We start from the raw sequence: 13,946 nt of genomic DNA, 5'->3' as shown, positions 1-13,946 counted from the left end.
TGCGGGTGGCCGAGGGCCGGCCGGCCGATGGGGTCCCGCCGGGGGTGCAAGCGGGCCCCATCGGCCCGGCGGATGGGTGTCCGGTGGTCGGCACCCATCCGCCGAACCCCCTGCCGCGCGGTCCCAGTGACTGCCGGCGGTCCGGTCGCCGTCCCCGAAAGCGGGCGACGGCCGGGCCCTGAACGTGGCGGCGGACCATTCCCCTGTCCGCCGTCCGGAGCCGGTCGACTCCGGCGCCCTGGGGTGAGGCGTCGCGAACGACCGGCGGGGTGGGTGGGTGTTCGGTGGTCGACACCCACCCGCTACCCCCGCCGCCCGTCCTGCTCCGGGGCGCTCCCTCCCTGAGAGAAAGGCGCAACCGCTCGGCAAAGCGGACCTGCGCCCGAGCAGGACGGGCGGCATCCACCAGCGACCACGCCCACGCCGCGCCGCGGCCCAGCGAGGCCCGGCCCGGCGAGGCCCGGCCCGGCGAGGCCCGGCCCGGCGAGGCCCGGCCCGGCGAGGCCCGGCCCGGCGAGGCCCGGCCCGGCCCGGCGCAACCTTGCCTGGCGGCCCGGCAAAGCACGGCACGGCACGGCCCGGCTCGGCCGCTCGACGGGTGGGCGGGCCGGGACCAGCAAAAAACGCTCACTAGGGTGGTCGGAGTGGAACGAACAGGCCGGATACTGACAGCGCGACCGGGCGCCACCACGGCCGATGCGCTCGGCCTGCTGGCCGGTTTCGCGCTGGACGCTGTCGTCGGCGACCCGAGGCGCTTCCATCCCGTAGCAGGGTTCGGGCAGGCGGCCGGCGCGTTGGAGCGTCGTCTCCACGCACCGAACCGCTGGGCCGGCGCCGCATTCACCACGGCGGCGGTCGGCGTACCCGTGGCCGCAGGTCTTGCCGCCTCCCTCCTCACCCGCCGCCAGCCGATCGCCCGGGTCGCGCTGGTCGCCGGCGCGACCTGGACCGTGCTCGGTGGCCGCACGCTGCGCCGCGAGTCAGCCGTCATGGCGACCCACCTGGAAAACGCCGACCTTGCCGCAGCTCGTGGCCGCCTCAACCACCTCTGCGGCCGCGACCCGTCGACCCTCGACGAGCCTGAGCTGGCCCGCGCCACCGTGGAGTCGGTCGCCGAGAACACCTCCGACGCCGTCGTGGCGCCGCTGTTCTGGGGCGGGTTGTTCGGGCTGCCCGGCTTGCTCGGCTACCGGGCCGCCAACACCCTCGACGCCATGGTCGGGCACCGGTCGCCGCGTTACGCCCGCTTCGGGACGCCGTCCGCGCGGCTCGACGACGCGCTCAACCTGCTTCCGTCGCGGCTCACCGGGCTGCTGACGATCGCCGCGGCGCCGCTGGTCAAGGGGCGCCCCGCCGAGGCGCTGCGGGTGTGGCGCCGGGATCGCAACGATCACCCCAGTCCCAATGCCGGCCAGTGCGAGTCGGCCATGGCCGGGGCTCTGGGGGTACGGCTGGGCGGGCGGAACGTGTACTTCGGGCGTATCGAAACCAGGCCGCTGCTGGGTGACGGACCGCGCCCGTCCGCCGGTCATCTGCGTCGCGCCGCACGGCTCTCCGGGGCGGTCGGCTCGGGCGCCGTCGTGCTCGCCGCCGGCGTCGCGCTGCTCCGGGCCACTGTGGTTCGCCGGGCAGGTGAGCGATGAGCGGGGGACTGCTGGTCGCCGGCACCACGTCCGACGCCGGCAAGAGTGTGCTCACCGCCGGGATCTGCCGGTGGCTGCACCGCCGGGGCGTCAAAGTCGCGCCCTTCAAGGCGCAGAACATGTCCAACAACTCGGTTGTCGTGGTCGGTGCCGACGGGCGTGGCGGCGAGATCGGCCGGGCTCAGGCCATGCAGGCCGCGGCGTGCGGGATCGCCCCGGACATCCGCTTCAATCCGGTGCTGCTCAAGCCCGGCAGCGATTTCTCCAGCCAGGTCGTGCTGCTCGGGCTGGCCGTCGACACCGTGACCGCGGGCAACTACCGGTCGCTGCGCCCGCGGCTGGCCGAGACTGCGCACGCGACCCTGGCCGAGTTGCGCGCCGAGTACGACGCGGTGATCTGTGAGGGCGCCGGCAGCCCGGCGGAGATCAACCTGCGGGACGGGGACTTCGTCAACATGGGCCTGGCGCGGCACGCCGGGCTGCCGACGATCGTGGTGGGGGACATCGACCGAGGTGGGGTCTTCGCGGCACTGTTCGGCACGGTCGCGCTGCTCAGTCCCGAGGATCAGGCGCTGGTCAGCGGCTTCGTCATCAACAAGTTCCGTGGCGATCTCGGGCTGCTGCGGCCCGGGCTCGACATGATCACGGCTGCCACCGGGCGGCCGGTGCACGGCGTGCTGCCGTTCAACCTGGACGTGTGGCTCGACGCCGAGGACTCCCTGGCGTACGGGCGGATGCTCGGCCGGCCCGCTGCGCCGCGCGGCACCGAGTGGCTGCGGGTTGCCGTGGTCCGGCTGCCGCGGATCTCCAACGCCACGGATGCCGAGGCCCTCGCCACCGAGCCCGGCGTTCAGGTACGCCTCACCATCGAGCCGGCCGAGATCGCCGACGCCGACCTCGTCGTGCTGCCCGGCTCCAAGGCCACCGTCAGCGACCTGGCCTGGCTGCGCGAGACCGGCCTGGCCGACGCGATCCGCGCGCACGCCGCCGCCGGCAAGCCGCTGGTCGGGATCTGCGGCGGCTTCCAGATGCTCGCCGACACGATCCACGACGACGTCGAGAGCCGCCGGGGCACTGTGCCGGGCCTCGGCCTGCTGCCGGTGGGCATCACCTTCGGTGAGCGCAAGACCCTGGCCCGGTCGCGCGGCGCGGCCTGGGGGCAGGTTCCGGTGAGCGGCTACGAGATCCATCACGGGTACGTGTCCGCCGGCGATCCGGTGCCGCTGCTGACGTACGCGGACGGCACGCCCGAAGGTGCAGTGGTCGGCGCGGTCTGCGGGACGCACTGGCATGGCGCTTTCGAGTCCGACGAGTTCCGCCGCCGGTTCCTGACCGAGGCGGCACGGCAGGCGGGCCGGCACGGCTTCGTGGTCGCACCGGACACCCGCTTCGCGGAGGTACGCGAACGTGCGCTCGACGTCCTCGGCGACCTCGTCGAGGAGCACCTCGACACCGACGCCCTGTGGCGGCTCATCGAGTCCGGGCCTCCGAGTGGCCTTCCCTTCATCCCGCCGGGTGCGCCCGATGGCGGCTGAGACGTTCGCTGCGCTCGCGGAGCGGATCTTTCAAAAACCGCCCCGGCTGGGACCGGTACGGCTGATAGCTGTCGACGGGCCCAGCGGGGCGGGCAAGAGCTGGTTCGCGGCTCGGCTCGGCAAGGCCGCTGACATCCCTGTCGTGCACACCGACGACCTGCTCGACGGCTGGGACGACCAGTTCAGCTTCTGGGCGCGGCTTGAGGAACAGGTGCTCGACCCGTTGCGCCACGGCCGTCCGGCCACTTACCGGCGATACCTCTGGCACCGCGGGGCGTTCGGGGGGAATCCGGTCACCGTTGAGCCTGCTGACGCCGTACTGCTGGAGGGTGTGACCGCCGCCCGGCGGGTGATCCGTCCGGAGCTTTCCCTTTCCGTCTTCGTCACCGCGCCGGCTGATTTGCGGTGGCGGCGGGCTTTGGCACGCGACGGTGCCGACGATGTTGCCTTCCGGGCGTACCTTGAGCGCTGGTGTGTGAACGAGGACCGGCACTTCGCCGCGGATGCCACCGCGGCGCACGTGGATCTCCTGGTCGACGGAGCCGCGGAGGGTCTCGACGATCGGTACGAACGGCTCTGGCCGGCGCCGCCGGACTGAACCACGATCAGCCGCGGTGGCGGCGGGAACGGTGGACGGACGATGACGACCGAGGAAGAGAACCGGCCGGCGCGGCGCCGGATCACGCTGACCGGCATCAGCTCGCGCGCCTGGGAGCACCCCGCCGACCGTGGCGCGCTCACCGCGCTGCGCGAGCTACGGGGCTTCGACGACGTGGTGAAGGCGTTCTTCGGCATGTGGAACGAGCGCGGCTTCCGGCTGTCGTTCCTCGCCGGCTCGATCCGGGTCGACCACCGCCAGTATCCGCGCGTCTACCAGCGCTTCGCCGAGGCCGCCGCCACGCTCGACGTGGCCGAGCTGCCCGAGCTCTACGTGAGCCAGTCGCCGGTGATCAACGGCCAGGCGATCGGCATGGACAAGCCGTTCATCGTCATCACCACCGCCGCGGTCGAGAAGCTCGACGACGAGGAGCTGCGCGCGCTGCTGGGCCACGAGATCGGGCACGTGCGCAGCGGGCACGCCGTCTACAAGACCATCATGATGATCCTCACCCGGTGGGCCGCGAGCCTGAGCTGGCTGCCGGTCGGCGCGATCGCCCTGCGCGCCATCATCGCGGCGATGTACGAGTGGTGGCGCAAGGCCGAGCTCTCCGCCGACCGTGCGGGCCTGCTCGCCGGTCAGGACCCGGCCGCGTCGCTGCGGCTGCTCATGAAGCTCGCCGGTGGTGGCGACCTCTCCCAGATCGACACGGCCGCGTTCCTCGAGCAGGCCGCCGAGTACGAGGGCGGGGGAGACCTGCGCGACAGCATCCACAAGCTGGGCATGACCGCCTGGAGCACCCACCCGGTGCCCGTCGCGCGCGCCGCCGAGCTGCGCAAGTGGGTCGACTCCGGCGAGTACGGCCGGATCCTCGGCGGGGACTACCCGCGTCGCGACTCCGACGGCAACGCCTCGGTCACCGACGACGTCAAGGCCGCCGCCGACTCGTACCGTGAGTCCTTCAACACCTCGCAGGACCCGCTCGTCGGCCTGCTCCGCAAGCTCGGCGACGGCGCCGCCGACCTGGCCGGATCCGCCGCGCGCGGTGCCCGGGGCTGGGCCGGCAAGGGCCGCCGCCCCGACGACGAGCCGCCGGCGCCGCCGGCCGGCTGAGTTGTCCACAGGCCGATGAAGCAGGCCCGCACGACCCGAGCCGCCCGGCTTAGGATCGGTTCATGAGCGAGCTTGCTACCCGATCATCAACTCCGCGCCCGACGGATCGTCTCGCCGGAGCGCCGGCGGAGGCGATGGCATGAGCCTGACCGAAGACGACCTGCGCGCCGCGATCGCGCGCGAGCTGCCCGGTGTCCGCGCCGACCTCGAGCGGCTGGTCCGCATCCCCGGGATCGCGTTCGACGGTTTCGACCACTCGCACGTCGAGCGGTCCGCCGAGGCCGTCGCCGAGCTGCTGCGCGGCTGCGGCCTCGAGGTGCAGATCGTCCGCGGCACGGGGCAGCCCGCCGTCATCGGCCGCAAGGTCGCGCCCGAGGGGGCACCGACCGTTCTGCTCTACGCGCACCACGACGTGCAGCCGGCCGGTGACCCCGCGCTGTGGACCAGCGACCCGTTCGAGCCGGTCGAGCGCGACGGCCGGCTCTACGGTCGCGGCGCCGCTGACGACAAGGCCGGCGTGATGGCGCACGTCGCCGCGCTGCGGGCGTTCGGCGACGAGCTGCCGGTCGGGGTCGTGCTGTTCGTGGAGGGCGAGGAGGAGTTCGGCTCCGATTCGCTCGACGAGCTGCTCGAGACCCACAAGGAGACGCTGCGCTCCGACGTCATCGTCATCGCCGACTCCGGCAACTGGGACATCGGCGTGCCGGCCCTGACCACCTCGCTGCGCGGCCTGGTCAACTGCTTCGTCGAGGTCAGCACCCTGAACAACGCCGTGCACAGCGGCATGTTCGGTGGCGCGGTGCCGGACGCGCTCACGGTCCTGGCCCGGCTCATCGCCACCCTGCACGACGAGAACGGCGAGGTTCTCGTCGACGGCCTGGCCCGCCGGGAGGCCGCGACCGTCGACTACCCGGAGGACCGGTTCCGCCACGAGGCCGGCGTGCTTGACGGCGTCAAGCTGATCGGCGAGGGGCGGCTCACCGACCGGATCTGGACCAAGCCGTCGATCTCCGTGCTGGGCATCGACGCGCCGAAGACCAGCGAGGCGCCCAACGCCCTGGTGCCCCGGGCCAAGGCCAAGCTGAGCGTGCGGCTCGCACCCGGCGACGACTGGAATTCGGCGTACGCGGCGATCCGCGCCCACGTCGAGAAGTTCGTGCCGTGGGGGGCCCACGTCGAGGTCACGCTGGAGAGCGGCGGCGAGCCCTGCGTCATCGACGCCACCGGCCCCGCGTTCGACGCCGCCCGGGCCGCGTTCCAGCAGGCCTGGGACGGGGTCGCGCCGGTCGACATGGGCGTGGGTGGCTCGATCCCGTTCATCGCCACCTTCCAGGAGCTCTTCCCGGAGGCGGCGATCCTCGTGACCGGTGTCGAGGACCCGTACGCCGGCGCCCACGGGCCGAACGAGAGCCTGCACCTCGGCGAGTTCGCCCGGGTGTGCCTCGCCGAGGCCCTGCTGCTGCGCAACGTGGCCGCGCTGGGCAGATGACATGGCCGCCGAGCTGAGCTGCGACGTGCTGGTCGTCGGCGCCGGCCCCACCGGGCTGATGCTGGCGAACTGGCTGGTGAAGCTCGGCGTCCGGGTCGTCGTGGTCGACGGCAAGGACGGCCCCACCCGGGAGTCACGCGCGCTCGTGGTGCAGGCCCGCAGCATCGAGGTGTACGACCAGCTCGGCATCGCGGACAAGGTGCTCGCGGCGGCACACCGGGCGGTCGCGCTGGCTCCGGGCTTCGGGGATCGCGTTTTCGGCCGGATCCCGATCGGGCCGCTCGGTGGCGACGTGACGCCGTACCCGTGGATCGAGATCTTGGAGCAGAGCCGCAACGAGGAAATCCTGTACGAGAACCTGCGGGCCCTCGGCGGCGACGTCCGCTGGGGCCGGCAGGTCACCTCGCTGACCGCCACCGCCGAGCACGTCGAGGCCGTGGTCGGCGACGAGACGATCACGGCCCGGTTCTGCGTCGGCACGGACGGGGCGAATTCGGTGGTCCGCAAGTCGCGGGGCATCGCATTCGACGGCGTGACCAGCCCACACCTGTTCTACGTGATCGACGCGACGGCGGTCGGTGGGCTGGTGGCCGACGCGATCAACGTCCGGCCCGCCGGCGACGAGTTCCTGCTCGGCTTCCCGATGCGCGGCCGCGGCAACTGGCGGCTGATCGGTCTGGCCCGCGACGACGACGGCGACGGGGAGATCACCGAGCAGGACGCTCAGGCCCGCATCCGGCGCTCGTTCGCGGTGACCTACGCGCAGTCCCGCTGGTTCGCGACATACAAGGTGCACCATCGGGTGGCGGCGACGTTCCGCGACGGCCGCTTCTTCCTGGCGGGCGACGCCGCGCACGTGCACTCGCCGGTCGGCGGCCAGGGAATGAACACCGGCCTGCAGGACGCGCACAACCTGGCCTTCAAGCTCGCGGACGTGGTGCACGGCCACGCCGGCGACGCGTGGCTGGACCGCTACGAGGCCGAGCGGCGTCCGGTCGCCCGGACCCTGGTGGCGACGACCGACCGGATGTTCGGCTTCATCACCTCGCAACGCATCCAGCTGCGGGCGCTGCGCCGGTTGATCGTGCCTCTGCTGGCGCCGGTCGGCGTTCGGCTGCTGCCGCGGACGGGTGGTGGCTCGCGCTTCTTCGGCTACGTCGCCCAGATCCGGATCCGCTACCGCATGACCCCGGACGAGGGGCGCGACCCGGTGGTGGGCCGCCGGCTCGCGTGGGCGGGCAGCAACTACGAGGTGCTTCGGTCACTGCAGTGGCAGATCCACGGGTACGGCGGCATCGACAAGTCCGACGTGCCGGAGCTGGGACTGCCGGTGCACCTGTTCGACGCCGCGCCGCAGACGCCGCTGCTTCCGGGGCGGCTTTATCTCGTACGGCCGGACGGTTTCGTGGCCGCGGCGGCGTCACCCGAGCAGGCCGCCGCGGTGTTCACACAGGCCATGCCCCGGTGACCAGCGCGGCAGTCGTCACCGACCTGGACGGCACGATCGTCCGCGCCGACGGGACGATCAGCGCGGCGACCGTCTCGGCCTGCCACGCACTGCGCGCACAGGGCATACCGGTGATCGCCGCGACGGCCCGCTCTCCGGCTGGAGTCCGCGCCCTCACAGAGCTGACCCCACACCTCACGCTGGCGGTCTGCTGCGGCGGCTCCCTCGGGTACGCGTTCGAGCCCGCCTCAGTCCTGTGGCGCGACACCCTCCAGTCCGACGCCGTGCAGGCGCTGCTGTCGCTCGTACGCGCCGAGCTGCCGGAGGCGGGAGTCGCGATCTACGACGGCGAATCGTGGCGCATGAACGAGCCCTACGTCGCGATCCGCACGTCCCAGCACAATGGCCCGTCGGCTGTGGTTTCCGTCGACGCGTTCGCCGGCGTTGCGGCATGCGCGATGACGCTGTGCCACCCGACGCTCGGCCCGGCCGACCTCATCGACCTGCTGACCCAGCGCGGCATCCCTTTGAGCCTGAGTCTCGCGGGCCCCGAAATCGTCGAGATCGCGCCGGCCGGCATCAACAAGGCCAGCGGAGTGGCGCGGGCCCTGCGCGAAGTCGACGTGCCGGCCGACCAGGCGGTGGCCTTCGGCGACATGCCGATCGACATCCCGATGTTCACCGCGGTGGGCAGATCGGTGGCGATGGCGGACGCCCCGAAGGAAGTGCTGGCCGCGGCGACAACGGTGACCGAGACCGTCGAAGAGGACGGCTTTGCGCGGGCCTTGACCCGCCTGGGCCTCATCTAGCGGCACTGTTCCGGGCAAGTTCACCCCCGCGGCAATCGACTTCGCTTGATCGGGTGAGTCTGCTGCGCGGGCGAGATCATTCCTGTTAGGATTCGAACATGAGTTCGAACGAGGCGATCGTGGCGCTCCGCGCCGCCGGCAGTGCTCTGGGAGACGTCGACGTCTCCGGGTGGGACGACACCGCCCTCACCGCTCAGCTCGCTGAGCTGTCCGACGCCCTGTGCCAGCTCGACGCGCAGCTCAGCCGCGTCGCCGAGGCCATCCGCGCCCGCGGCTACCGCATCACGGAGCCGGTGGCCGCCTGACTTTGCTCCATGTCCCCGGGCCCGTCGCCCGGCGCACCCCGTCGCCACGCGGTGCGCCGGGCGGCAGGCCCCTCGCGGCGCCTGGGTGAGCCGATGTGGGGCCGGCCGAGGCGCCCGGAGCTCGGCGCGGACGAGGTGCGGATCAGCGCGTCCCCCGGACCGGGCCGGTTGCGAACGCTTCACGGGGGAGCGGATCGCGACCGGCCCGCGAATGTCGTACCTGGCTGCCAGGATGGTTTCGTGCAGTTCCTCAACCTGGCAGCCACGTCGGCCGCCGTTTCCGCCACCTCCGGCCGCAAGGCCAAGATCGACCTGCTCGCCGATGCCCTCCGGCGTCTCGATCCCGGCGAGCTGGCCGCCGGCTCCGCCTACCTGGCCGGTGAGCTGCGGCAACGCCAGACCGGCGTCGGTTACGCCGGCCTGCGTGACCTGCCCGCCCCGGCCGCCGAGCCCGTGCTCACCGTGGCCGAGGTCGACGAGCGGATCGCCGCCATCTCCGTTGTCGCCGGCGCCGGGTCGCAGGCTCGTCGGCGAGAGTTGCTGGCCGGGCTCTTCGGCCGGGCCACCGCCGATGAGCAGCGACTGCTCGTCGGCCTCTTCAGCGGCGAGTTGCGCCAGGGTGCCCAGGCCGGGCTCCTCGCCGACGCCATCGCCCGCGCCGCCGAGGTGCCTGTCACGGCTGTCCGGCGGGCTCTGTTGCTCTCCGGTGACCTCAAGCAGGTGGCTGTCGCCGCGCTCACCGGCGGGGCGCCCGCGCTCAGCGAGATCAGGCTGCGGGTCGGCACTCCGCTGACCCCCATGCTCGCCAGCAGCGCCCCCGACGTCGCCGCGGCGCTGCTGGCCACCGGGTCCCCGGCCACTGTCGACGTGAAGCTCGACGGCATCCGCATTCAGGTGCACCGTTCCGGCGACGAGGTCGCTGTCTTCACCCGCAGCCTCGACGACATCACCGCGCGGTTGCCGGAGGTCGTCGCGGCTGCGCGGGCCGTGCCGGCTCGGGAGTTCGTGCTCGACGGTGAGGCCATGGCCCTTGATGCCCAGGGGCGGCCGCGGCCGTTCCAGGAGACGTCGAGCCGGGCCGCCACCCGGGGTGCCCGGCGCGGCGGGAAAGAAGGGCCGGTCGACGGGCCCGGGCTGGTTCCGTACTTCTTCGATCTTCTCCACCTGGACGGCACCGACCTGCTGGACGAGCCGGGGCGGGTGCGCTGGGCCGCGCTGGCCGACGCGCTGCCCGCCGAGCTGATCGTGGGGCGACGGACCGTCGAGACCGAGGAGCAGGCCGCCGAGGCGTTCGCGGCCGCCCTTGCCGCCGGGCAGGAGGGCGTCGTGGTCAAGGCTTCGCAGGCCCCGTACGACGTGGGCCGCCGGGGCGCCGCCTGGGTCAAGGTCAAGCCGCGGCACACGCTTGACCTGGTGGTTCTCGCTGTCGAGTGGGGGCACGGCCGGCGGCAGGGGTGGCTGTCCAACCTGCACCTGGGCGCCCGGGATCCGCGGACCGGCGGGTTCGTCATGCTGGGCAAGACGTTCAAGGGACTCACCGACGAGCTGCTGCGCTGGCAGACCGAGCGGTTCAAGGAGCTCGCGATCGACGACTCCGGCTGGGTCGTCACCGTGCGGCCCGAGCAGGTCGTGGAGATCGCCTTCGACGGCGTGCAGACCTCACCCCGCTATCCGGGCGGGGTGGCGCTGCGGTTCGCCCGCGTCCTGCGCTACCGCGACGACAAGCGTGCCGAGGAAGCCGACACCATCGACATGGTCAAGGCCCTCGGCTTCCCCATCACACCGGAAAGCTGAGACGAGGGGTCAGTTGTCGGTCAGGTCGGTGAGGACTTCGGCGGCGTGTTCGCTGCCGCCCTCGGCCGGCCTCCGCAGCTCCGCCACATCACCACGCTCCCCGGCGATCTCGACCAGCGCTGACACCGCTTCAGCACTGCCGCCAGCAGCGAGGCGCCGCAACCGGTCCCGGTCATCACGCTCGATCGCCACCGCAAACACGATCGTCGCCCGCCATGCCGTCACCCTCTCGTAGGAACGGGGAGACCCAGATCAGAGAGCAGCGAGAGACCGCACGTAGTTGACCTGCTGATGCACATAGGTCACCTGCGATTGATCGGTCACCGGGATCCGAGCGACATACTGCCGTGTCGCGTTGGTCACCGTCACCTGCACCGTTCCCCGCGGGACAGTCACCTTCACCAGCAGGAACAGCAAGCTGAAGATCGTCAGCACGCAGAACCCCACGATCGCCGCCGCGATGGCCCATGGCGGGATCTTCTGCTCGCTGTGCCAGTAGTCGTTCACCGTCCACGTCGAGCCCGCCAGCGGGATGTCCCCGGCCGGCGTGTGGACCACCGTCGACGTGACCGCCATGTCGCCGATCTGGGCGATCACCGGCCCCGGCACCAGCGGGTCCGGCGGCGGAACCGGCTGTGCGGGGGTGGGCACGCTCCAGGGGTCACTCGGCGTGGAGTCCGGAAAGGTCACTCCGCCGAGGTTAGTCGGGCTGCCGCGCGGTGGGAACGGCCGCCATGCGCTGGTCTGCCGCCGCCACCCGGTCCACCCGCTTCTTCGGTGCGTCGCCGTCGGCTTCCTTGCGGGCCTGCCACCCGTACGCGAGCAGCGCCATCACCGCGAACAGCCACCACTGGACCGCGTAGCCGCCGTTCTGCCACGAGTCCTCGTGATCGATCGGGATCCGCGCGAAGCCCGGCTCCGGGTCGCTGACCAGCACGTACGCCCCGTACAAGGGGAACGGCAGCTCGGCCGCCAGCTTGGGCACCGCGATCCGCCGGGTGTCGATCCGGCCGTCGCGCCGCGCCAGCGGGGCCGGCCGGCTCTCGGACAGGTGAACCTGGCCCACCACCGTGACCTCGCCTGTGGGGGCCGGGGCCGCCACCGGCGCGGAGATCGCGTCGCCGTCCTTGGACGGGACCCAGCCGCGGTCGATCAGCACCGCCGTGCCGTCGGCCAGCAGCAGCGGGGTCACGATCTCGAAGCCGACCGAGCCGCCGACCGTGCGCCCGCGGGCCTGGATCTCGTGCGCCGGGTCGTACCGTCCGGTGACCGTGACCTTCGTCCAGGCCGCGTCCTCGCCGGGGGACGCACCCGGCTTGCCCGGCCCGACCGGCTTGGCCAGCACGGACGTCAGCGGCACCGCGGGGCTGGAATCAGCGGCGTCGATCCGCGCGTTGATCGCGCTGCGTTCCTGGTAGCGGTGCAGCTGCCAGTTGCCGAGGAACACCATGATCACCGAAGCGGCCACGGTGAGCGCCGCGGCGGCCAGCCAGCGGGGCGTCAGCAGGAACCGGTACACGTTCTGAGGCTACCCGGCTCGCGACGGCCGCTTTCCGCTGGCAGGTAGGGTGCGATGTCCGGCGGTCAATATCATGTCGCCGCCGTTTTCCGTATCCCCGAGGGAGCCGTGATGTCCGCCCACTCGCGCCTGGTGGTGAGCGCACCCTCGTCCGGGCACGGGAAGACCGCGATCGCGGTCGGGTTGCTCGCCGCCTGCACGGCACGCGGAGTGCCGGCCACCGGTTTCAAGGTCGGCCCCGACCACACCGACGCCGCCTACCTCGGCCTGGCCGCTGGGCGTCCCGGCCGCAATCTCGACCCGCGCCTGGTCGGCGCGCAGCGCATCGCGCCGCTGTTCGCGCACGGCGCGGCCGGGTCACAGATCGCGGTCATCGAAGGCGCGATGGGCCTGTTCGACAGCCTGACCGGACAACCCGAGATCGACGGTACGGCCGCAGTCGCCGCCGCGCTGCGCGCGCCGGTGGTGCTCGTGGTCGACGTGGCCGCCATGGGCCACTCGCTGGCCGCGCTGGTTCACGGCTTCCGGATGTTCGACGAGATGGTGCACCTCGGCGGCGTCATCCTGAACCGCGTCGCCTCGCCCCGCCACGAGGAGATGCTCCGCACCGCGCTGGACGACATCGGCATGCCGGTGCTGGGCGCGCTGCGCCGCGGGGACCTCCCTGCCGTGCTGCCGGCCCGCGCCCAGGGGCCGGTTCCGGTGGCGCACCGCACGGTCGAAGCGGTCCGGGCCGTCCGCCGGCTCGGCGAGGCCGTCGCCGGTGCGATCGACCTCGATCGGGTGATGGCGCTGGCCGACGCGGCGCCGCCGCTGCCCGAGCAGGCCTGGTCACCGGTGGACGCGCTGGCCGAGGCGACCGGCGAGCCGCCGGTGCCGCCGGAGAACCGCCCGGTGATCGCGCTGGCCGGCGGACCGGGCGCCCCTTACACGTACGTGGAGACGGTCGAGCTGCTCACCGCGGCCGGCGCCGAGGTCGCGATCATCGACCCGCTGCGCGACGAGACCCTCCCGGCGGGCACGCGCGGGCTCATGATCGGGGCGGCCCTGCCGGAGGGGTACGCGGAAGAGCTGTCCGCGAACCGCCGACTGTGCGCGGCCGTGGCCCAGCTGGCGCACGACAACCGCCCGATCATCGCCGAGGGTGTCGGTCTGCCCTGGCTGACCCGCGACTTCGACGGCCGCCCGATGTGCGGGATCCTGGACGCGTCGGCGCTGACCGCCGGCCAGACGATCGCCGGCTACCGCGAGGCGACCGCCCCGGCGACGTCGCCGCTGGCCCCGGCCGGTGCGCGGATCACCGGCTACAAGCAGCACCGGGCGATCGTCACGCCCCGGGCGGGCCAGGTGCCGGCCTGGACCTGGGCGGGCGGCAACCCGGAAGGCTTCGTCTGGCGTCAGGTTCACGCGTCGCAGCTGGGTCTGCACTGGGCCGGGGCCCCGGAGATCGCCCGGCGGGTGGTTGCGGCGATGCTGACCCCGGCCCAGCCGGCGCCGGTCGTCTCGCCGCAGCCGGACGCGGATCCGGGCGAGCAGACCCTCTCCCTGTCTGGCCTGACCCCACCCCCGACCTGACCGACGCCTGCTGAGCCGTCCGACCCGGGCCGGGCCCAGGCCGGCCCGGATCGCGGGCGTTCTCACCCCGCCGGGGACTGGCGCCGACGCCGGTGGATCTGATTTCGGTCGATGTCGCA

13 protein-coding genes are annotated in these 13,946 nt (G+C 72.8%); 10 read left to right on the top strand and 3 right to left on the bottom strand.

Going from position 1 to position 13,946, the window contains the following annotated elements; translation table 11 throughout:
• Positions 1-644: 644 nt before the first annotated feature.
• The 9 genes from ACZ6S4_RS41445 (at position 645) to ACZ6S4_RS41405 (ending at position 10,733) form a co-directional block, all read left to right on the top strand.
• Positions 645-1,643 (top strand): cobalamin biosynthesis protein, encoded by a 999-nt coding sequence (locus ACZ6S4_RS41445; RefSeq protein WP_465480138.1) that lies wholly within the window; start codon positions 645-647, stop codon positions 1,641-1,643.
• Positions 1,640-3,178 (top strand): cobyric acid synthase, encoded by a 1,539-nt coding sequence (locus ACZ6S4_RS41440; RefSeq protein ID WP_465480137.1) that lies wholly within the window; start codon positions 1,640-1,642, stop codon positions 3,176-3,178. The genes ACZ6S4_RS41445 and ACZ6S4_RS41440 overlap by 4 nt, the downstream gene beginning before the upstream one ends.
• Entirely contained in the window at positions 3,168-3,776 is a 609-nt protein-coding gene (locus tag ACZ6S4_RS41435; RefSeq protein WP_465480136.1) for a uridine kinase family protein, read from the top strand. The genes ACZ6S4_RS41440 and ACZ6S4_RS41435 overlap by 11 nt, the downstream gene beginning before the upstream one ends.
• Positions 3,777-3,818: 42 nt before the next feature.
• Positions 3,819-4,889 (top strand): M48 family metallopeptidase, encoded by a 1,071-nt coding sequence (locus tag ACZ6S4_RS41430; RefSeq protein ID WP_451913631.1) that lies wholly within the window; start codon positions 3,819-3,821, stop codon positions 4,887-4,889.
• Between the two features lie 145 nt (positions 4,890-5,034).
• A complete protein-coding gene (locus ACZ6S4_RS41425) occupies positions 5,035-6,378 on the top strand; it encodes a M20/M25/M40 family metallo-hydrolase (RefSeq protein WP_465480161.1) in 1,344 nt (447 codons plus the stop codon).
• Position 6,379: 1 nt separating this feature from the next.
• A complete protein-coding gene (locus ACZ6S4_RS41420; RefSeq protein WP_465480135.1) occupies positions 6,380-7,846 on the top strand; it encodes an FAD-dependent monooxygenase in 1,467 nt (488 codons plus the stop codon).
• On the top strand, positions 7,843-8,634 hold the full coding sequence (locus ACZ6S4_RS41415) for an HAD-IIB family hydrolase (RefSeq protein WP_465480134.1): 792 nt from the start codon (positions 7,843-7,845) through the stop codon (positions 8,632-8,634). Before ACZ6S4_RS41420 ends, ACZ6S4_RS41415 begins: the two co-directional genes overlap by 4 nt.
• A 98-nt stretch (positions 8,635-8,732) precedes the next feature.
• Positions 8,733-8,939, top strand: coding sequence for a hypothetical protein (locus ACZ6S4_RS41410; protein ID WP_360554920.1), 207 nt, complete (start codon positions 8,733-8,735; stop codon positions 8,937-8,939).
• Between the two features lie 240 nt (positions 8,940-9,179).
• On the top strand, positions 9,180-10,733 hold the full coding sequence (locus ACZ6S4_RS41405; RefSeq protein ID WP_465480133.1) for an ATP-dependent DNA ligase: 1,554 nt from the start codon (positions 9,180-9,182) through the stop codon (positions 10,731-10,733).
• Between the two features lie 9 nt (positions 10,734-10,742).
• On the opposite strand, the gene ACZ6S4_RS41400 is transcribed toward ACZ6S4_RS41405, so the two are convergent.
• The 3 genes from ACZ6S4_RS41400 to ACZ6S4_RS41390 are packed head-to-tail and all read right to left on the bottom strand — an operon-like array spanning position 10,743 to position 12,252.
• Positions 10,743-10,925, bottom strand: a complete 183-nt coding sequence (locus tag ACZ6S4_RS41400) for a hypothetical protein (protein WP_465480132.1) — start codon at positions 10,923-10,925, stop codon at positions 10,743-10,745.
• A 60-nt stretch (positions 10,926-10,985) separates the two neighbouring features.
• The gene (locus ACZ6S4_RS41395; RefSeq protein WP_360828966.1) at positions 10,986-11,423 is read right to left on the bottom strand and encodes a hypothetical protein; all 438 of its coding nucleotides are present in this window, start codon (positions 11,421-11,423) and stop codon (positions 10,986-10,988) included.
• Between the two features lie 10 nt (positions 11,424-11,433).
• Positions 11,434-12,252, bottom strand: coding sequence for an SURF1 family cytochrome oxidase biogenesis protein (locus tag ACZ6S4_RS41390; protein ID WP_465480131.1), 819 nt, complete (start codon positions 12,250-12,252; stop codon positions 11,434-11,436).
• A 111-nt stretch (positions 12,253-12,363) separates the two neighbouring features.
• Between ACZ6S4_RS41390 and ACZ6S4_RS41385 the strand changes: the two genes are divergently transcribed.
• A complete protein-coding gene (locus tag ACZ6S4_RS41385) occupies positions 12,364-13,827 on the top strand; it encodes a cobyrinate a,c-diamide synthase (RefSeq protein ID WP_465480130.1) in 1,464 nt (487 codons plus the stop codon).
• Positions 13,828-13,946 lie beyond the last annotated feature (119 nt).

This window comes from Actinoplanes sp. NPDC051405, from assembly GCF_055586185.1.
This window is presented reverse-complemented; position numbering and strand designations above follow the sequence as displayed.

What these genes read in the sequence shown, in the direction of transcription:
- ACZ6S4_RS41430 (WP_451913631.1), top strand. Translation starts at nt 3,819, where the DNA reads ATGACGACCGAGGAAGAGAACCGGCCGGCGCGGCGCCGGATCACGCTG.
- ACZ6S4_RS41440 (WP_465480137.1), top strand. Translation starts at nt 1,640, where the DNA reads ATGAGCGGGGGACTGCTGGTCGCCGGCACCACGTCCGACGCCGGCAAG.
- ACZ6S4_RS41385 (WP_465480130.1), top strand. Translation starts at nt 12,364, where the DNA reads ATGTCCGCCCACTCGCGCCTGGTGGTGAGCGCACCCTCGTCCGGGCAC.
- ACZ6S4_RS41410 (WP_360554920.1), top strand. Translation starts at nt 8,733, where the DNA reads ATGAGTTCGAACGAGGCGATCGTGGCGCTCCGCGCCGCCGGCAGTGCT.
- ACZ6S4_RS41420 (WP_465480135.1), top strand. Translation starts at nt 6,380, where the DNA reads ATGGCCGCCGAGCTGAGCTGCGACGTGCTGGTCGTCGGCGCCGGCCCC.
- ACZ6S4_RS41435 (WP_465480136.1), top strand. Translation starts at nt 3,168, where the DNA reads ATGGCGGCTGAGACGTTCGCTGCGCTCGCGGAGCGGATCTTTCAAAAA.